This window comes from Rhodococcus sp. SJ-2, assembly GCF_053750035.1.
Genome location: NZ_CM132340.1, coordinates 5,738,729 through 5,756,933, shown reverse-complemented (window position 1 = coordinate 5,756,933; position 18,205 = coordinate 5,738,729). Strand labels below are relative to the sequence as shown.

The 18,205-nt window shown below is 65.5% G+C and carries 21 protein-coding genes; 20 read left to right on the top strand and 1 reads right to left on the bottom strand.

What is annotated here, in order from left to right; all coding sequences use genetic code 11:
• Window position 1 precedes the first annotated feature (1 nt).
• From ACSYG9_RS26935 to ACSYG9_RS26885, 11 genes are all read left to right on the top strand, one after another.
• Entirely contained in the window at window positions 2–1,204 is a 1,203-nt protein-coding gene (locus tag ACSYG9_RS26935) for a phage minor capsid protein (RefSeq protein ID WP_454840610.1), read from the top strand.
• Between the two features lie 85 nt (window positions 1,205–1,289).
• Window positions 1,290–1,925: a hypothetical protein gene (locus ACSYG9_RS26930; RefSeq protein WP_454840609.1), complete on the top strand. Its 636-nt coding sequence runs from the start codon at window positions 1,290–1,292 to the stop codon at window positions 1,923–1,925.
• A gap of 18 nt (window positions 1,926–1,943) precedes the next feature.
• Window positions 1,944–2,945, top strand: a complete 1,002-nt coding sequence (locus ACSYG9_RS26925) for a major capsid protein (protein ID WP_454840607.1) — start codon at window positions 1,944–1,946, stop codon at window positions 2,943–2,945.
• Window positions 2,945–3,133: a hypothetical protein gene (locus ACSYG9_RS26920; protein ID WP_454840605.1), complete on the top strand. Its 189-nt coding sequence runs from the start codon at window positions 2,945–2,947 to the stop codon at window positions 3,131–3,133. The genes ACSYG9_RS26925 and ACSYG9_RS26920 overlap by 1 nt, the downstream gene beginning before the upstream one ends.
• 149 nt (window positions 3,134–3,282) lie before the next feature.
• The gene (locus tag ACSYG9_RS26915; RefSeq protein ID WP_454840604.1) at window positions 3,283–3,696 is read left to right on the top strand and encodes a hypothetical protein; all 414 of its coding nucleotides are present in this window, start codon (window positions 3,283–3,285) and stop codon (window positions 3,694–3,696) included.
• Complete coding sequence (locus ACSYG9_RS26910) at window positions 3,690–4,022, top strand: hypothetical protein (RefSeq protein ID WP_454840602.1); 333 nt, start codon at window positions 3,690–3,692, stop codon at window positions 4,020–4,022. The genes ACSYG9_RS26915 and ACSYG9_RS26910 overlap by 7 nt, the downstream gene beginning before the upstream one ends.
• Window positions 4,023–4,030: 8 nt before the next feature.
• Complete coding sequence (locus ACSYG9_RS26905) at window positions 4,031–4,198, top strand: hypothetical protein (protein WP_454840600.1); 168 nt, start codon at window positions 4,031–4,033, stop codon at window positions 4,196–4,198.
• Window positions 4,195–4,509: a hypothetical protein gene (locus ACSYG9_RS26900; RefSeq protein ID WP_454840599.1), complete on the top strand. Its 315-nt coding sequence runs from the start codon at window positions 4,195–4,197 to the stop codon at window positions 4,507–4,509. The genes ACSYG9_RS26905 and ACSYG9_RS26900 overlap by 4 nt, the downstream gene beginning before the upstream one ends.
• 145 nt (window positions 4,510–4,654) lie before the next feature.
• The gene (locus ACSYG9_RS26895) at window positions 4,655–5,092 is read left to right on the top strand and encodes a minor capsid protein (protein WP_454840597.1); all 438 of its coding nucleotides are present in this window, start codon (window positions 4,655–4,657) and stop codon (window positions 5,090–5,092) included.
• Window positions 5,093–5,103: 11 nt separating this feature from the next.
• Window positions 5,104–5,868 carry a phage tail tube protein gene (locus tag ACSYG9_RS26890; RefSeq protein WP_454840595.1) on the top strand — a complete coding sequence of 255 codons (765 nt, stop codon included), beginning with the start codon at window positions 5,104–5,106 and terminating at the stop codon, window positions 5,866–5,868.
• Between the two features lie 86 nt (window positions 5,869–5,954).
• Entirely contained in the window at window positions 5,955–7,397 is a 1,443-nt protein-coding gene (locus tag ACSYG9_RS26885) for a polysaccharide deacetylase family protein (RefSeq protein WP_454840593.1), read from the top strand.
• A gap of 10 nt (window positions 7,398–7,407) precedes the next feature.
• On the opposite strand, the gene ACSYG9_RS26880 is transcribed toward ACSYG9_RS26885, so the two are convergent.
• A complete protein-coding gene (locus ACSYG9_RS26880) occupies window positions 7,408–7,608 on the bottom strand; it encodes a hypothetical protein (protein WP_454840592.1) in 201 nt (66 codons plus the stop codon).
• A 71-nt stretch (window positions 7,609–7,679) separates the two neighbouring features.
• Between ACSYG9_RS26880 and ACSYG9_RS26875 the strand changes: the two genes are divergently transcribed.
• The 9 genes from ACSYG9_RS26875 to ACSYG9_RS26835 all read left to right on the top strand — a co-directional run bounded on the left by ACSYG9_RS26875 (window position 7,680) and on the right by ACSYG9_RS26835 (window position 18,203).
• The gene (locus ACSYG9_RS26875; protein WP_454840591.1) at window positions 7,680–8,102 is read left to right on the top strand and encodes a DUF7426 family protein; all 423 of its coding nucleotides are present in this window, start codon (window positions 7,680–7,682) and stop codon (window positions 8,100–8,102) included.
• A gap of 5 nt (window positions 8,103–8,107) precedes the next feature.
• On the top strand, window positions 8,108–8,344 hold the full coding sequence (locus tag ACSYG9_RS26870; RefSeq protein WP_454840590.1) for a hypothetical protein: 237 nt from the start codon (window positions 8,108–8,110) through the stop codon (window positions 8,342–8,344).
• Entirely contained in the window at window positions 8,345–8,740 is a 396-nt protein-coding gene (locus ACSYG9_RS26865; protein ID WP_454840588.1) for a DUF7426 family protein, read from the top strand.
• Window positions 8,741–9,022: 282 nt separating this feature from the next.
• Complete coding sequence (locus ACSYG9_RS26860; RefSeq protein WP_454840586.1) at window positions 9,023–12,895, top strand: phage tail tape measure protein; 3,873 nt, start codon at window positions 9,023–9,025, stop codon at window positions 12,893–12,895.
• Entirely contained in the window at window positions 12,892–13,806 is a 915-nt protein-coding gene (locus ACSYG9_RS26855; protein ID WP_454840584.1) for a hypothetical protein, read from the top strand. The genes ACSYG9_RS26860 and ACSYG9_RS26855 overlap by 4 nt, the downstream gene beginning before the upstream one ends.
• Window positions 13,807–15,489: a Gp37-like protein gene (locus ACSYG9_RS26850; RefSeq protein ID WP_454840582.1), complete on the top strand. Its 1,683-nt coding sequence runs from the start codon at window positions 13,807–13,809 to the stop codon at window positions 15,487–15,489. It abuts the gene before it with no gap.
• Window positions 15,489–15,899, top strand: a complete 411-nt coding sequence (locus ACSYG9_RS26845) for a phage gene 29 protein family protein (protein ID WP_454840580.1) — start codon at window positions 15,489–15,491, stop codon at window positions 15,897–15,899. Before ACSYG9_RS26850 ends, ACSYG9_RS26845 begins: the two co-directional genes overlap by 1 nt.
• Window positions 15,896–17,731, top strand: coding sequence for a fibronectin type III domain-containing protein (locus tag ACSYG9_RS26840; protein WP_454840578.1), 1,836 nt, complete (start codon window positions 15,896–15,898; stop codon window positions 17,729–17,731). The genes ACSYG9_RS26845 and ACSYG9_RS26840 overlap by 4 nt, the downstream gene beginning before the upstream one ends.
• A gap of 10 nt (window positions 17,732–17,741) precedes the next feature.
• Window positions 17,742–18,203 (top strand): hypothetical protein, encoded by a 462-nt coding sequence (locus tag ACSYG9_RS26835; RefSeq protein ID WP_454840577.1) that lies wholly within the window; start codon window positions 17,742–17,744, stop codon window positions 18,201–18,203.
• The last annotated feature ends 2 nt before the right edge of the window (window positions 18,204–18,205 follow it).

Here is an 18,205-nt window from a genome sequence, read left to right as displayed (position 1 = left end):
GGTGGCACTCGACCCCGAAGACGCCCGCAACATCCCCAACCAGATCATCAACCTGTTCACCGCCGCCGAACTCGCACTCCTCGCCCTTCTCGCCGAGTCCATCACCACCGGCATCGACGACGAAGACTGGGAGAGTCGGCAGACGCAGCGGCTCCTCCAGTTCCGTCGCCAGGTCGAGTTGATCGCTGATCAGTTGCAGCGCGCTCTGCCGGATCTGATCGAGCAGATGGTCACTGAGGCTGCAGACCTCGGTATGAAGGCTGCAGATGACGATGTGGAGCCCGACGAGGACACGCCAGTCACGACCGCCACAGCAGCCAGCACCACGGTGGGGGCCGGTGCGGTCGCCGGGGCCACGACATCACGCCGGCGTGTCAATCCGCGCACCATGGCAGCCGCACAGTCCGCCTGGACAACCCTTTCCCGCACCACTGCACGCCTACCCGACAACGCGACCGCCCTCTATCAACAAGTCACCACCGAGATCCAAGTCCGGTCGCGGGATGTTCCCCGCGCGGGCACGCGCACGGGAGGCACCCTCGGTGCACCACGCGCCACCGGGACCAGACTCGATGCTGCGCAGCAGGCGTTTGACATCCTCACTGCCCGTGGTGTGACTGGCTTCCGTGATGCTCGTGGCCGCAACTGGAACCTGGTGTCCTACATCGAGATGGCGTCACGGTCGATCGTCAACGACGAGATGCGCCAGGCTCACATCGACCGAGCGCTCGAGCACGGTCACAACCTCGTCGTTGTGTCCTCCCACGCGAACCCCGCACCGCAGTGCCAGCCATACGAGGGCCAGGTGCTCTCGCTGGACAGCGAGTCGGGGACGGTGGAGCGGGAGTCGGCGACGACGGGCCGCACCGTGCGCGTGAAGGTGAAGGCCACCCTCGCCGAGGCGAAGTCCCGCGGCCTGTTTCACCCGAACTGCGGACACGCCATATCCAGGATGGTGCCGGGCGCCTCGCGCACGTACACCACTAAGCCTGACCCTGACGGCTACAAGGCGACGCAGCACCAGCGCTACCTCGAACGGCAAGTCCGCGACGCCAAGAAACTCCAGGCGGTCGCCGTCACCGACGAAGCCAAGAAGAAGCAGGCAGCCCGCATCCGCGCCTATCAGGCGAAGCTGCGCGAACATACCGCAGCCACAGGCCTCGCTCGTAGACCCCGGCGCGAACAGATCAACCGCGCCATCTGAGACTTCCGCCCCTGGGCGGACACCCCGACACCGCGACGGTGCCGGGGTCATCCGCGACGCGACGTCGCACACCCGAAGGAGCACCATGCGCACCACCACCACACTCGCCCTGATCATCGGCGCCGGACTCGGCCTCGACCCCTTCACCCGATCGGGCCGCTGGCCCAACCGCATGCACCCCCGTCGCGACGACGAAGGACACAGCAGCGGAGAAGGCGGCAACACCGACCAGGGCGGCACTGACAGTGGAGGTGCAGACGACGACGGCAAGCCCGACGCCGACACGGACTCCGGCAACAAGCCCGACAGCGAAGACGAGCAGCTCGGCGAAGGCGGCAAGAAAGCCCTCCAGGCAGAACGCGCCCGCGCCAAGGAACTCGAAAAGAAACTCGCCGAACGCGACAAGGCCGACGAGAAGGCCCGACTCGCCAAGCTCGACGAGAAGGCCCGCGCCGAAGCAGAACGCGACAAGGCCGCCGAGGAAGCCGAGAAGGCCCGCGCCGAACTCGCCATCGAGCGAGCAGCACGCAAACACGGCTTGACCGACGACAAGGACCTCGAACTCCTCGAAGGCATCCCCGCCGACAAGGTCGACGCCCTCGCCAAGCGCATCGCCGCAACCGCCAAGCCTGCCGGCCGATCCGGCAACGGCGTCGGCGGCGAACGGCCCAAGCCGAAGCCCACCACTCTCGACGGCGCCATCGGCGCCCACTACAGCTAACCGCCCAGGAGGCACCCCATGGCACCCATCACCCTCGCCGAATCCAAGCTAAACGCGCAGGAAGACTACGACCCCGCAGTCATCGACGAGTTCCGCAAGACCAACGCGGTCCTCGACTCGCTGGTCTTCGACGACGCCGTCAGCCCCACCGGCGGCGGCACCCTCGACTACGGATACCGGCGCCTGGTCACCCAGGCAACCGCCGCGACCCGCGCTTACAACAGCGAGTACACGCCGCAGAACGTCACGACCGAGAAGAAGTCCATCACCCTCGCTGTGATGGGCGGCAGCTTCGAGGTCGACCGCGTCCTCGCGAAGCTCGGCCCCGCTGCGTCCAGCAACGTGTCGCTGAACATCTCGCAGAAGGTCAAGTCGACCAACGCGAAGTTCAACGACGAACTCATCAACGGCGACGTCGCAGTCGACGCCAACGGATTCGACGGACTCGACAAGGCCCTCACAGGATCCTCCACCGAGTTCAACGCCGACGAGGTCACCGCCTGGACGGACTTCGACACCGACGAGCGATCCGCGTTCAAGGCGCTTGACGTCCTCGACGAGTGGCTGTCCCTCCTCGACGGTGCGCCGACGGTGATCGTGGGTAACGCCCGCGCACTCGCCCGCGTCCGCGCCCTCGCGCGCCGCGCAGGCCAGTATGTCAAGGACCCCGTCGAAGGGCTCATCGGCCAGAACGGTCGCCCGGTCGAGCGTGAGACGTACGGCGGAATCCTGCTCGTCGACGCCGGCATCAAGGCAGGCTCGAACGATCCGGTCATCCCCATCGAGACCCGCACCGTCGGCACCGAGCAGACCGGACTAACCGATCTGTACGCCTACCGCGTCGGCCTCGACGGCTTCCACGGCGTGTCCACCGTCGGCGGTCAGCTCGTCCAGACGTGGCTGCCCGACTTCTCCACCGCCGGTGCGGTGAAGAAGGGTGAGGTCGAGCTCGGCCCCGTCGGCTGCGCCCTCAAGGCCACCAAGGCCGCTTCGGTGTTCCGCAACATCAAGGTGTCCTGATGGCGGCCGTGACCACCCCCGTCGACGGCTTCACCGGCACGGTCGCCGGTGTCGCCTTCGTCGACGGAAAGGGTGACACCGACGACGACAACGCGCTCGCGTACTTCCGGCGACACGGCTACGACGTGGCCGAGAAGCCGAAGAGGGCACCGCGCAAAGCCAAGGCCGACGACGAGTCGGCCGACTGACTTGGTGGTTGGTGCGTCAACCGCGTGTCCCGGCACAGGCATCGAATACGCACGCGAAGGCCGCTTGGGGGTTTCCCACGCCGGGTTCCTTTCGGCCCCTGTAGCAGCGCGTACCTGCGCACCAACCACCACACCCACCAGGAGGCGCTGTGCTGATCTACGCCACACCCGCCGAACTCACCGCATGGATGGGGCGCGACGCCCCCGACAACGCAACCATGCTCCTGCGGGAAGCATCCGTCCTCGTCGCTGATGCCTGCCTCGCAGACATCTACGAGGTGGACGACACCGGCATGCCCACTGACTCGACCTACCGTGACGCGATGCGCGACGCAACGTGCGCACAGGCCGGGCACTGGGCAGCCGCCGATACCGACCCCACCAAAGGGGCGGGCGGGCAAGAGCCCCGCATGACGGTGTCTGCCATCGACGGCGCATCGGTCAGCTACGACACGTACCTGACCGCGCCCGACCGGTTGAACTCGGTGAAGTTCCTGTATCCGACCGCGATGCGGATCCTCCGGTTCGCTGGGCTCGCGTCGAATGCGGTGCGGTCATGGTGAGCGATCCGCTGGCGGCGTGGTGGGCGTGGCCTGTCGATGTGCGCCGCAAGATCGGTGACAGCCCGTACGGTGCCGTGTTCGCCGATGAGGTGACGGTGTTCGGGAAGGTCACGGCGAAGCGGAAGAAGGTGATGGCACCGGATGGTTCCGAGGTGATCTCGGAGGCTCGGGTGTCGATGCCTGCGACCACCGCGCTGATACCACCGGGGTCGCTGGTGACTCTGCCTCCGGACTTCGGTGGGCGAACCGCCGAAGTCCTCGTCGAGCAGCTGCATCACGACGGTCTGGGCCGGACCCCGAACTTCTACTCGATCGATCTCACGTAGGAGGCGTCATGGGCTGGTGGAAAGACCATCGCAAGCGGAAGCACTGCCCACACTCCGCGCTCACCGGGATCTACGGGGACGCAATCAACCACAGCGGCGGGTTCCGCCTGCGCTGCCTCGATTGCGGAACTCTCGTCGATGGCCCGGTGTCGCTCGCAGAGAAGAGGATCTGGTGACGCTGAACTTCAACATGGCCGCCATCCGGGCCGCAGCACAGCGTGGCCTCGACGACGCCGCCGAAGTGGTGAAGCAGGAGTCGATCCAGCGGACCCCAAAGGAAACCGGGGCGCTGCGCAACGACTGCACAACGCACTCCGGTGACCTCGAGGCCGCTGTCTCGTACTCGCTGCCGTACGCAGTGCGCCAGCATGAGGAGCTCGGCTATCGGCACGACCACGGCGAAGCGAAGTTCCTCGAGAACGCGTGCATCGCCGTCCGGCCCGTCGTCGGCCAGGTCATCGCCCAAGCGATCCGGAGGGCCCTGTGACGACCGAATGCGTACACCCCAGCGCAGTGCTCGAGTCTGAGACGTTTCAGGAACGAGAGTTCGGCGGCGGGGGATTCGACCTCCTCGTCGTTACCTGCACACTGTGCGGCCATATCTCTCGATTCGTAACCGAGATCGAGGCGTCATGACGACCGCGCGCGCACCCGACACCACCACCCTCGAGGGCGCACTCGCGCAGCACCTCGCCGCTCTCGGGCTCGCGCGATACGAACCCGGCGGCATATACAGCGCGACAGGGCTACCAGCAGTGTTCTTCGGCGCGATGCCGGACACACCCGACACCGCCCTCGTCATCAACACCTACAACGACGACCGCAGCCGCGACGACCACAACCCCGACTACTACCTGCAGATCCGGGGACGATCAGCCGGCCGAGATCCACGCGCCGTGGACCGGCTCATGGACGCGATCTTCGACCAGCTCCACGACACCACCCACCAGATGTGGGGGAGTGTCCGGGTCCTCCAATGCCGACGCGTCGTGCGCGCCCCCCGCGATCCCGATGCGAACGGGCGCTGGACCCGACCCGACTCATACGTGATCACCGTCAATCCGTCCTAGGAGGACGAACCATGACCGCACCCACCCAGGCTCTCGCTTCCACCCTCGCCAGGGATTGGATCCTCGAGGTCAATACCGGCACCAGCGTCTCCCCGGCATGGACCCGCGTCCGTGGCCTCTCCTCGGTCGCCCCCATCTTCGAAGGTGCACTGCAGGACGATTCGGATATCGACTCCGAGGGCTACGCCTCGCAGATCGCCACCGGCCTCGCGCACCGCGTCGAAGGCGGCGGCAAGCGCAAGGGCGAAAACACGACCGGATTCGCCGACGACCCGGGGCAGAACTTCCTGCGCCAGAAGGGCCGCAAGGTCGGCTACGACAACATCATCGAGGCCCGCGTCTACCGCCGCGACGAACTGCCCGACGCCTACCAGTCCGAATATGCCGTGCAGTGGACCGACACCGCAGCATCGGACGTCAACGCGCTGCAGGAGTTCTCCTTCACGCTGCAGGGCCGCGGTAAGCCGCAGGAGATCAGCAAGCCGACATCCGAAACCGTGTGGGATGTGGCGGTGACCGGTTCCCCGACGGGCGGCACCTTCACCCTCAGTGTCGGCGGGCAGACCACTGCGGGTATCGCCTATGACGCGACCGCCGCCGCTGTGCAGTCCGCTCTCGAGGCTCTGTCCACGGTCGGCGCGGGCAACGCGACAGTCACCGGTAGCGCGGGCTCGTACAACGTGACCCTCGCTAGTGGCGGCACGCTCACCGCGGATGGTTCCAGCCTCACCGGTGGTACCACTCCGGACGTCACGGTCACTGCAGCAAACCCCTAGTCGGCCCGATGATCGGCGCTACCGATGAGGATGCGCCGGTCATCGGGCCGGATCTGATCATTGGCTAGGAAGGACGGGTAACCCCTATGACGTATGTGAGACCGACGATTGTCAGTGGGGTTTCCCGTCTGACCAAGGCGCTGGTGGACTCGATCACGAAGGGTATCGCCGATGCCCACGGAGAGATCGACGGGCGCCTGTCCGAAGAGGTACTTAACGCAACTTATGCCCCGGTCTCACTCGGCGATGAGGTGGTCAAGTCCGTCAACGGCTCCGCACCCGACGCGGCTGGGAACGTGGCGATCGCCACCGGTGGTGGTGCGGTCTCGATCGCTCCACGCAGCCCCGCACCGCCCGTCTCCAACTTCGTCGCCCCCGCCAACCAACCGGGCCACGGGTGGGCCGCATCCGGCACCGGAATCACCGCCGAGCCGAACGACACAACCGACGCGGTGATCGGCTCCCAGTCGTTCCGCTACACCACGGACGGCACCGGTGGCACAGGCTTCGGGATCGACAAGACCATCACCACGCCCGTCGACGTCACAGGCAAGTACCTGCGGATGTGGATAAAAATCAGCGACTACTCGAAGCTCGGGCAGATCTCGATCTGGCTCGGATCCGGAGGACTCGCGAACCGTCGATCCGGTGAACCGTTCATCGGAGCCCTGCCCGAGACTGCCTCTGCCCTCAAGGGCGGCGAGTGGGTCACCGTCGACATGGCGATCGCCGACTTCGCAGCCTCGGCCGGCACCCCCGACCTGACGCAGATCAACACGTTCCGGCTGCGCGCCTACGACAACGCCACAGGCCCGCTGACTGTGCGTTTCGGTGGCTTCGCGCTGGTCGACCCACCCGACCAGGCCGCTGGTGGTGTCGTCACGCTCACCTTCGATGACTCGTCACTGTCGGCGTACACGATCGCCCGCCCGTACATGGACCGCCACGGCTATCCAGGTGTGCTGTTCCCGATCCTTGAGCAGGTCGACAACCCGGAACGCATTAGTGTCGAGCAGATGCGGGCGCTCCAGAACTACAACGGCTGGGAGATCGGCGCACACGCCAACACCAACGCCGAGCACGCTCTCGGGATGAACGGCCGCACCGAAGCGGCGATGCGCGCCGAGCTGACCACAATGAAGGACTGGTACACCGCACGCGGGTTCGCACCGACGTCGTACGCCTACCCGATCGGCTATTACGACGCACTCGGTGAACGCATCGTCGCGGAGTACTTCCAGGCAGCGCGAGGCAACGCCACGAAGTTCGTTGAGACCCTGCCCCCGTCGATGCCGTATCGGGTGCGTGCGGTCAGCGTCGGACCTGCGACCCCGGTATCGACCGTGAGCGCGATGATCGACAAGGCAGTCGCGAGTAACGGCTGGGTCGTTGTCGTGTTCCACGGCATCCAGGCTTCGAGCCCGACTAGTCCGGACACTCTCACCGCGACGTTCCAGGGGATCGTCGACTACATCGCGACGTCGGGCGCGAAGGTCCGCACCATGCGGCAGGTCATGGCGATGGTCTGACCTCCTGCTATTACCCCTTGAGTGGGTAGTTGATGTTCCACCGGATCAGCGCCTGCTGCAATTGGTCGCGCCCCTTCTCGGCAGCGCGCTTGTCGAGATAGTCGCGCAAATCCTCACTCAATTGACCCGTCTCGTCGGCGAGGTACGCGGTCAGAGTCTTCTCGGTGACGCCAGCTGCTCTGAGCTGCTGAACGAACAGGGTGTAAGGCATAGCTGATCCTGGCACGCACCCGCCCGTAACGCATCCCGCGATGCCGTTATCTGACCCGAGAAAGGAGCCCGGTGGAAGACCTCGCCACCTTCATGGACCCCGACCTACACCTACCCATCCAAGGACGCGACTACCCGATCCACTGCACAGCCTGGCAAGGACTCCACCTCCACCAACTCATCGCCACAGGCGCTCAACTCAATGACGAACAAGAGCGCACCGAAGTCCTCCAAATGCTCGGCCCCACCTACCAGCACATGGTCGACGACGGCATCGGCTGGCCCACCATCGCCCACGCCGCCCGAGTCGCCATGCTCTGGTTCGGACACTCCGAAGCCGCCGGACAAGCCATGTGGGAGAGCGCCGGTGTGCCGGGAAATCCCATCCCCCCATCCCCGAAGCAGGAACGGATGGGGGAGAAACTCCGGTCGATCTTTCAGCGCCCGGAACGTACGGACCGGATGATCCTGGCGGCGGCCCGTACGACCCCGTAACCGGGGTGCGGGAATGGTGGAACGACACCCCTGCCCGACTCAAATCCGGGCAGGACGCCTACACCTTCACTGATTGCCTGAATCACTGGGGTGTCCTCGAGCTGGACCTGCACGCCGACGGCATCGACATCGAATCCGGGATCCTCCACGAGCGTTCCTGGCGGTGGTTGCGGGTGCACATCACTCGCATCGCCGCGAACCCCACATCTCGCCTGCACAAGGCTCTGACGAAAGGCGCATGAGTGGCGCTCAAGGACCTCACCGAAACCGGATTCGATCCCGACCTTCACCTCCCGATCCGTGGGAAGCGATACCGCGTCCCCGCGCCGGACTACGACACAGCGAAGAAGATGCGGGAGATGGTCGCGGAGAAGGGCATGCCGCCGGTCGAGCAAACCGACGAGGCGATCGCAGCCCTCGGGCCCGCGTTCGACGAGATGGTCGCCGACGGACTTCCGTGGCCGATGATCCTGCACTCCGGGCGGACCGCGATCCTGCACTTCGGCATGTCCCCGGACTGGGGCGAAATCCACTGGGCCATGGCGCACATCCCGCGCATGGCCGACATCGAGAAGATCCTCGGCGCGCACGCCGAGTTGATCGCCGCCCGGAAGAAGGCGGCGACGAAGGAGGGCTGAGTCATCGCGCTCGACGTAGGGGAGCTCGTCGCCAGGCTGACTCTGGACGACTCCCGATTCATCCAGGGCACCCAACGTTCCGAGCAGCAATCCCGGCAGGCCACACAGCGGATCAGCAACAGCTTCCAGGACATCACCCGCGCTGCCCAGCGGGCAGGGCAGGCCGCGCAAGCTGTCGAGCTGAACGACCGACTGGACCAGGAAGCCCGCCGGGTCTCCGATCGCATCCAGGAGCTCGAGCGCAACGCACGCCGTGCCGATCAGTCCGTCGACGACATCGTCATGAACTCCCGCCTACTCGATGAGGCGCGCCGGGCCGCGGACGAACTCGACCAGATCCGCGCGGGCGCACGCCAAGCCGCGGGCGCGGTCGACGACATCGACCTCGGTAACCGGCTCCGCGATCAACTCCGCGACGCACAAGGCGAACTGGACGACCTCTACCGGCAGGCAGGCCAGGGCGGCGGACCGGCAGGCGATCAGGCAGGCGGCAACTTCCTATCGTCATTCGCTAGTGCGATCGGCGACCTCGGGTCGAAGACCGGCCCAATCGGTGCCTCACTGCTCGGCGTCGCCGCGATCGGGCTCACCGCAGGGGCAGCCCTCGCCGGGGCCATCAAAGACGGCATGCAGGCCGAACTGGGACGCGACATGTTCCAGGCCCAGACCGGGGTCACCGTCGGGCAGGCCCGCAAGTTCGCGCAAGCGGCAGGTGAGGCGTACGCGGACACGTTCGGTGAATCCGTCGCCGGAAACCTCGACACCGCCCGGCACGCCCTCGCCTCAGGACTCCTCGACCCGGGCGCCACCCAGCGCGACGCGGAACAGATGATCCGTTCCCTCGATGGTGTGGCACGCATCCTCGGGGAAGAGATCCCCCGCGTATCCCGCACCGCCTCACAGGCCGTGAAGACCGGATTCGCGCAGGACGCGAACGACGCCTTCGACCTCCTCGTCAAGGGCTCCCAAATGGGCCTGAACGTGTCGGAGGACTGGCTCGACACCATCGACGAGTACGGCACCCAGTTCCGGCAACTCGGCCTCACCGGGGCTGAAGCCATGGGCCTGATGGGTCAAGCCGTCGCGGCCGGCGCCCGCGACACCGACACCGCAGCGGACGCCCTGAAAGAGTTCGCGATCCGGGCAATCGACATGTCCGAGACCAGCAAAACAGGCTACGAGATCCTCGGCATGTCCGCCGAGGAGATGTCCGCGAAGATCGCCCAGGGCGGCGAGGGCGCAGCCGAAGGGCTCGGCGAGGTACTGACCAAGCTCCGCGAGATCGAAGACCCACTCAAGCGGAACGAAGCCGCAGTCGCCCTCTTCGGCACCAAAGCCGAGGACCTCGGCGAAGCCATGTACGCGATGGACCTATCCACCGCAGTGCAGGAGCTCAACAACTACGAGGGGGCCGCGAAGTCTGCCATCGAGGTGATGACGGGGAACGCTGCCACCTCGGTTGAGGGGGCCATGCGCTCCATTCAGCGCGCCTCTGATGGACTCAAGGCGGCCCTTGCGGAAGCCTTCGGGCCGTACATCTCGGAGTTCGCGGACACCATCTCGAACAACCGGGCCGGTGTGATCGGGTTCTTCATCGACGTCGGTAACGCAGCGTTCGATGGCGCGGAGGCGGTGCTGCGGTTCGTGGCGAACGGCATGCGCGGGCTCGCCGAGTTCGCGCAGGCAGGCTCGGAGATGTCGGTGCAGTTCCTGCGTGGCGTCGCCGACATGGTCGACGGCCTGGCATTCCTGTCCGACATCCCCTTCCTCGGCGACCTGATCCCCGACCTCGGCGATGCGGGGGACAAGATCAACGCACTCGCCGACGCCGCCGAATCCGGCGGGACCGCGGTTGCGGACGGACTGAACAAGGGCGCCGAGTTCATCGAAGGAACCCTCATCCCCGCCGTCGGTACCGCGCAGGAACGGTTCGGCGAGTTCGCGGGCAACATGCAACTGTCGGCGGCGTTCAATGACGAGATCTCGAAGGTCAACGACAAGATCTCCGAATTCGGCGTCAACATGGATGGCTCGGTCGCGAAGATCGAGAACTGGACCGGCAAACTCGACCAGGCCAACCCTGCCCAGAAGACCATGCACGACACCCTGTCTGGACTGTCGGCAGCCTTCCTCGAGCAGAACCGCACCGGTCTCCTCGCCGGGGCGACCGTGGAGGAACTCACCCGGCAGTACGCAGCTAACCGTGACCAGCTGATCAGCCAGGCAATGCAGATGGGGCTCACCAACCAGGAAGCCCTCGAACTGGTCAACAGCTACGGTCTCGTGCCCGATCTCGTGGACACGCAGATCGGGCAGCCGGGCATGCCTGAAGCGCAGTACGACCTCGATGTCCTCAAGGACAAGGTCGTTGCGGTGCCGGACGAGAAGTCGATCCAGACCGAAGCGTTGACCGAGGACGCGGTCGATCGTCTCGAAGCTCTCGGGCTCAAGGTGGAGACCCTGCCCGATGGCACGGTGTACGTCTCGGCGAACGATGACGAGGGTCAGCAGATCATCGACGACTTCATTGCTCGCAACAACGGGCGAAACGTCTCGATGTACGTCGACATCGCAGCCCGACGCCGCGAGCTCGGAGTCGCGCCGGGTGTTGCCGGACCGGTCTACGACCCGTCGACTCAGGGCGGCTTCGCAGACGGTGGTGTGCGTCAGCGTGCGCTCGGGATGATCGACTCCCCACACATCGAGCAGGGGCGCGGCAAGGGCATCGTCAAGCACACCCCACTCGGGCCTGTCCGCTACGCAGAGGGCGAGACCGGATGGGAGGCGTACATCCCGGGAGCCCCGTCGAAGCGGGCACGGTCTATACAGATCCTCCAGGAGGTGGCGCGCAGGTTCGGGCTCGGTGTCGTCTCGCTCGACGACGTCATCGCATCCGAGGCGCAGAAGGTGTTCAAGGGTGACCCGTCGTCGCTCACCGACCGCACCGACCCGACCGGGTGGCGCGCACTGCTCGGTGGCGACTACGACGGCAAGCTGTCGCGATACGGGATCGATGAAGACCATCCGCTCATCGATGTCATCCTCGGCGCTCGTGCAGCTATCGCGAACGGCGACTACGACGGGAGCCTCGCCAAGTACGGCATCCAGGAAGACAACCCGATCACCGACCTTTTGCTCGGTATGAACCGTCGCCTGTTCCCGAAGATGGCCGACGGTGGTATCCGGGAAGGGTCCGGGTTCAACTCCCAGGCCGCGGTCGCGAAGGCTATGGCGCACGCTGGGGAACCGTACGTGTACGGCGGCCTGGACTGCTCCGGATACCTCAGCGCCGTGTTCAACGCAGGGACCGGGCAGAACGTCCGGTTCACCACTGACTCCGACTTCGCGGCGATGGGCTGGCAGCCGGGCTATGACCCGGACGGCTTCAATATCGGTACCAACGGCGGAGTCGGTGTCAACGGCCACATGGCCGGAACCCTGCATGGCACGAACATCGAGTCGGACGGCACCAACGGCATCCAGTACGGCGGTGGCGCAGACGGTGCTCAGGACTTCCCGGAGGTGTGGCACTGGCCCGGCGCGACCTCGGGGGACGATCCGTCGACCGAACGCACGGGCACGTTCACCGAGCAGGACTTGGTCGACGACATCAACGGGGTTCCTCGCACCGGACGCACGACCGGAACCACCGACGGCGGCACAGTGATGTCCACCGATGGGCAACGGGTGTTCGTCACCAACTGGCCGGCGACCCTCGGTGGCACCAGGAAGGCAGAAGGCACCACCCCGCAACCGAAGACAGTGTCGGTCAGCGGCGGTGGATCCGGTGGGGGCACCCCGCAGACTGCGGGCCTGCCGATACCCCCCACCCCGGGGGAGCAGCTGTCGACACGCTTCGGCGAGTTCGGGACGCAGGCAGGCGAGATCGGCACCCAGGCCGCCCTCGACGCCTTCGGTCTGGGTGGCACCCTGCTCGACCCGAACCATCGCTACTGGAAGGCGATCCGCGACACACAGTCGGCGTTCGCAGGCATGAACGAACAGGACCGCCCCGGCGGCACCTCGCCATCAATGCGGCGGAACGGGGTGCAGATCGCCAACAACATCACCGTCTCCAACGACCAGGAACAGATCCGGAAGTTACTGGAGACGACGAAGCGGCTACTGATGCAGTACGGAGGGGCAGGACCGTGAGCCTGAACATTTCGATCCTCGGCGCCGGAGGTGGCCCGGAGATCCACCTCGCGGGCGACTTCGCCGGGGCGGAAGGAATCCGCCTCGGCAAAGGCCAGGTGCAGGGCTTCTACCACGCGCCGGTGGACACGGAATGGAAGCGGGCCAGGCGCCAGCGCGGCGGCTCGTTCGCCGGGCTCGAGAACCCGGCACGCGACATGCAGCTCAACTTCCGTACCCGCGCCATCCCCGGCCAGACATGGCAGGAGACGGACACCCTGCTCCGCTCCTGCTTCACCTATCAGCTGGACCCGTGGTGGCCGGGCGACACCCTCGCCCGCATCCGCGCCGAATCCGACTCCGGTATCCGCAGCCTCGCGGTGCAGATGTTCGAGGAACCGGACTTCGTTCCGGAGATCAGCCCGGAAGTGCTCCAGTACGGGAACGTCTTCTACAAGCTGCGCGCCGGACAGTCGTTCTGGGAGGCCCCGCCCATCGTCAAGGCATGGGAGACGGCGGGCACGTCCGGGTCGGGCACGATCGAAGTGTCCAACCCGACCGATGTCGAGATGTTCCAGACGTGGGTCCTGACGCCGGGGACGTGGACGGTGCCGGACGTGTCGTGGACGGGCCGCCCCCGCGCGCGCACACCCGGGGGTCTGTACCCGTCACGGTCGATCACCCTGCAGCCCGTCACCCCGGCTATGGGGTCGCTCACGATCCAGCTCGATCCGATGCACGTGATGATGCAGGACGCATCCGGCATCAACGTCATGGGACTCGTCGGCGGCGGCTACTACTTCATGCACACCATCCCGCCACACACCCCGCTAACACGCCTGCCGATCTCGGTGACGAATGCGCCGGTGGGTGGGGCGCGGGCGGAGCTGCATCAGCCGCGTCTGTGGTCGAACTGCCTCGGAGGAATGTAGATGACGACTGCACTGGAGCAGGCGTGCGCGGACGGTCTCGCCGCTGTCCGTGAACGCGAGGCCGCCCTGGTCATGTCGCGCCTGTACGCGCCCGTCGTGCAGTTGTGGGACGGAAACATCAACCTGCAGTACGTCGTGCGATGTGAGAACGAATACGACTGGCTGGATGTCGAGAACGACACCGGCACCGGCGTCATCAAGATCGACTCCGATCATGAAGAAGCGCAGTGGCTGTGGGACATCCGGGGCCGCAAGGACCGCGGCGAAACCATCGACGTCCTCGTCACAGTCGACTACGTCGGCAGGCGTTGGTCAGGGTTCCTCGACACCGTCGACATCGACACCAACGACCTCGGCCAGTCCATCGTCACCGCGAATTTTCTCTCCGACTACGAACAGCTGAAGTGGCGGGACCTGTGGGCCACCCCCACCACCCCGGCCGGGTTCCAGCCGTTCAAAGTGTTCATGCTCGGCGGCCCCACTGACTGGGCGCTGGGTACCGCACTCAAGCTGAACCTTGCCCGCGCGCACGGGTGGCCGGCCGGGATGGGATGGAATGATCCCCTCGCCAACGGGTCGGCGGACTACACGAATTGGCCGATCGTCCTCGCTCCACTGGATTACGAGACGGCCGCCACCCGAGGCACCGTCACCGGCCTGGTGCTCTCGCGGTTCAAGACGTGGCACGAGTGCGCCGAGTCGATGCTGCACGACGCGGACCTGACCGTCCGGTGGCGGCGGTACATGCCCGGCGATCCGTTGCCGTGGGAGGGTGCACAGGTCGCCTACGGCACGTTGGTCATCTGGTTCGAGAACAACTCGGGCGGTCTCGCCCCAACTGTGACGGGTTCCTTCTGGGAAGGTGTCGGGCAGTTGGTGCGGATCTTCGTGTCCGCGTTCTCTGAGGGTCTCGGCGGTGGATCGCTACCGATCGAGAACTCCGAACAGTCGGTTGTCGGCCTGCCGCCGGTGCCGGAGTATCAGGAGCCAGGCTATCTGGGCACCAACCCGAAGGTGCCGTTCGTGTTCTACCCGGCAGGATCACCGGGGGTGGTGTCCCAGAAGGCGTCTCTAAGGTTGGCGCGTGGGCACAGGCTGACCGGCGGCGGGCACTCGATGCCGGGCGTGAACGAAATAATCTCGGTGGCGATCCAGGCGATCGGCGACGCGCTGGCAGCCATTCCGTTCGTTCCACCCCTCGGCGGTGTGGCCGATGCGCTACTCGCACCGTTCTACGAGGACACGATCCTGGCGTTCATGACCGTCTACCTGGTCAACCGCAGCCAGTACCTGTCCCACTTCTCGCTGTACGAGATGTGGGTCGACGGGGCAGACCAGGCATACACACTCAGTGCCACGCTGGTGCTGCGTGAGGCAGTCCGGGCGACGGAGACGAAGTACTCCGCAGACATGCAGATCATCGACGGCGCACCGTGGCTGGTCGGCGCGCCAGGGCATGGGCATTTCGACCTCGGGAACCGCATCTTAGTTCAGACCGAGGGTGATCGGTCGGGGCGGATCGAGGCTCCACGGGTGAAGTCTCTACGCCTGTCGGCGGCACCGGGTCGTGCGCCGAGCTTCGATATCCGGCTCGGCTCGAAAGATCCACAGGATGCATTCGGATTGATTCTCAAGAGAATTCAGAAACTAGTGACAGGCATGAAGATGTTGGGTGTGCTCTGATGCAGGACAACGAATTACCGACCCTCGCGAACTGCGATCCGAATAATCCGGCAGAGGTATTCCTCCCATTCTTCATGGGCCTGCCGGATGTCATCGGCGCAATGCTCGTCTTCCCTATCAAGTGGTGGCGGAAGGTGTCCGCCCACCTCGTCGACTGTGGAGTGATGATCCAGTGCCCACAGTGCGGACATCGTGAGGATCCGAAGAAGAAGTTCCGTATCGACGCGACCGAGGACCCGATGATGGGCGGCGGTGGACGGTGGGTGCCGGCTGATGAGCCGGATCCGGAAAAGGACGTTCTCGCTGAACGCCTGGATGCAATCCGCCCGCAGATCAAGAAGGAGATGCTGCGGCGTCTACGCGAGGAATTCCCCGACGATCCAGGCCTACGTGATGGGGGTGCGTCGTGACAGTCCCCGGCGGCAACTTTCCGGGCGGAACATTCGACGACAATCTGTCCGGTCTGAGTGGCCTGGACGAGGCGTCGTGGCGGGCGGGGATCATCAGCTCTGCACTCGACCCGTACGACCGGTCGCATGATGGGTTCGCCAATACGTTCGCTGGGACTCCGTTTGTGCAGCATGAAGTGGATCGTCTCGACAACCGTATCGACGAAATCGCTGGCGATACCGGAACCACGTACATCGCGACGATGTCGACGTCCGGGTGGTGGATCAAACCCCCGGGGGCGTCGCGGGTTGTGGTGCAGAAGATGGCTGGTTCGTCCGGTGGTGGCCGATCTAACCGTCCCGGTGACGGCTCTTATCCGCGTGGTATGGGCGGGTTCTCTGGCGGCTGGGTGGTCGAAGAGTATGACGCTGAGGATTTGCCGTCGGCGGTGTGGGTGACGATCGGCCCGGGTGGCGCGGGTGGTACTTCCGTGAACACGTCGGGTGCCCCGGGTGGGGATACGACGTTCGGTGAGTACGGAATCCCTGCGACCGGAGCTACGTCAAACGCATACGGCACCGGGAACAAAACGTTCCGGATGCGTGGCGGCGACGGTGCGCAAATCACTTCGAACAGTCTTGCCACGAACGGATCGGCTGGTTCTTTCTCTCGCGGCGGCTACGGATCCGCAGAGTCAGGCGGGCAGGGCGAGAACGGTTTCAGTGTCACCGCAGCCCAGATCACCTCAGGTCAGGTCGGTATGGGGTCCGCGGGCGGCGGCGGCGGCCCTGCGCATTCCACCGCCAACACCCCTGGCGGCCGTGGCGGTCAAGGTGGTTGGCCGTCCGGCCCGGGCGGTGGCGGTGGTGCGGGCGTGGGTGCCCTCCTTGGGTCGATCGCGTCGGGTAATGGCGGTAACGCTGGCGGCGGTGCGTGCATCATTACCACCTACACGAACGATGAGAAGCTCACCGGGCCGACTGTGCCCGTGAACCTCACCGCATCGAACGTCACCGAAACGTCAGCGACACTCACGTGGACGGCCTCTACCGATGACGTTGCGGTCACCGAATATGAGGTCCTGGTGAATGGCGTCCGACACGGGTCGACCTCGACGATCACCTACGACCTGACCGGCCTGCAATCCGGGTTCACGTACGGCATCACCGTGGTTGCGATCGACGGCAACGGCAACCGAACCGAGTCCGCGGCACTCCCCCTCACCACCGGCGGCATGAGCCTGCCACCCGAGGTGGTGGGGTCGGCGACCGGCGGCTACGTCATGGGCGTTCAAAACTTCTACGACATCCCCGTCCCGGCACATCAGCCGCTGGACCTTCTCGTCGCGATCGTCGGCACCCGCAACAACGCCACCATCACCACACTATCGGGATGGACACAGCAGCTCGTCGCGTTCGGTGCGAACTCACCCCAACGCATCTACGTGTTCACGAAGGTTGCGTCAACGAGTGAACCGGCAGTGGTGGGTATGTCCGCGTCGGAAGCACAGAAGTGGCAGGCGGCGATCATCGCGGTCCGCTACGCGCAAGGTGTTGACGTCTCGTCCGGATCGACGGAAGCCAGCGCGACCACACGCACCCTGCCGTCCGTCATAACAACGGTACCGAACACGCTCGTGCTGTACGCCGCGGTCACATCGGCGACCTCTTACTACTCCAAGACATGGAGTGGGGCAACGGAAATTACCGACCACGGCGACGGATCAACAGTGGAGGCCGGGGTCAGTCTGTCTACAGCCCAGCTCTCCCTGCCAGTGGCGGGCACAACACCGACGGTGACTGTGTCCGACTCTGGCGGCACCGCAGCGCTCGCGACGATCGCATTCAAATGACAGGAAACCCATGCCTACAGCAGTGATGGTCGCCGACAACGTGGGCGGCTTCCCCGGCCCTGCAACCCTGTACCGGATCGACCCGCCACTCAAAGGCACCGACCACCTGATGCTGTTCTACCAGTCGCCGATGTTCGGGCAGGACGGGCAACTCGTCGTCCTCCTCGCCACCCAATACGGCGCAGTGTTCGGTGCGGATGTGCGACCGCAGCCGGGTACGCACGTCACCAGCGACCCGAATCATCCCCTCGCGCTGCAGCTCGCCGGAGGGTACTCACTCCTCGAGGAGGAAGTCGTCCCCGACGCCGAGCAGGTGGAGTCATCGCAGCTATATGACCCGTCCGCGCACACCGTCGACGAAGTGAACACCTACCTCGCCACGGCGGACCCCGCCGAACGGGCGCGGGTGTTGGAGGCGGAACGCAACGGAAAGGCCCGCAAAGGCATTCTCGGAGATGAGGGGGCGGATTGATT

What these genes read in the sequence shown, in the direction of transcription:
- ACSYG9_RS26880 (WP_454840592.1), bottom strand. Translation starts at nt 7,608, where the DNA reads ATGCCTTACACCCTGTTCGTTCAGCAGCTCAGAGCAGCTGGCGTCACC.
- ACSYG9_RS26895 (WP_454840597.1), top strand. Translation starts at nt 4,655, where the DNA reads ATGACGACCGCGCGCGCACCCGACACCACCACCCTCGAGGGCGCACTC.
- ACSYG9_RS26910 (WP_454840602.1), top strand. Translation starts at nt 3,690, where the DNA reads ATGGTGAGCGATCCGCTGGCGGCGTGGTGGGCGTGGCCTGTCGATGTG.
- ACSYG9_RS26835 (WP_454840577.1), top strand. Translation starts at nt 17,742, where the DNA reads ATGCCTACAGCAGTGATGGTCGCCGACAACGTGGGCGGCTTCCCCGGC.
- ACSYG9_RS26845 (WP_454840580.1), top strand. Translation starts at nt 15,489, where the DNA reads ATGCAGGACAACGAATTACCGACCCTCGCGAACTGCGATCCGAATAAT.
- ACSYG9_RS26920 (WP_454840605.1), top strand. Translation starts at nt 2,945, where the DNA reads ATGGCGGCCGTGACCACCCCCGTCGACGGCTTCACCGGCACGGTCGCC.
- ACSYG9_RS26850 (WP_454840582.1), top strand. Translation starts at nt 13,807, where the DNA reads ATGACGACTGCACTGGAGCAGGCGTGCGCGGACGGTCTCGCCGCTGTC.
- ACSYG9_RS26925 (WP_454840607.1), top strand. Translation starts at nt 1,944, where the DNA reads ATGGCACCCATCACCCTCGCCGAATCCAAGCTAAACGCGCAGGAAGAC.
- ACSYG9_RS26930 (WP_454840609.1), top strand. Translation starts at nt 1,290, where the DNA reads ATGCGCACCACCACCACACTCGCCCTGATCATCGGCGCCGGACTCGGC.
- ACSYG9_RS26905 (WP_454840600.1), top strand. Translation starts at nt 4,031, where the DNA reads ATGGGCTGGTGGAAAGACCATCGCAAGCGGAAGCACTGCCCACACTCC.
- ACSYG9_RS26885 (WP_454840593.1), top strand. Translation starts at nt 5,955, where the DNA reads ATGACGTATGTGAGACCGACGATTGTCAGTGGGGTTTCCCGTCTGACC.
- ACSYG9_RS26890 (WP_454840595.1), top strand. Translation starts at nt 5,104, where the DNA reads ATGACCGCACCCACCCAGGCTCTCGCTTCCACCCTCGCCAGGGATTGG.
- ACSYG9_RS26860 (WP_454840586.1), top strand. Translation starts at nt 9,023, where the DNA reads ATGAACTCCCGCCTACTCGATGAGGCGCGCCGGGCCGCGGACGAACTC.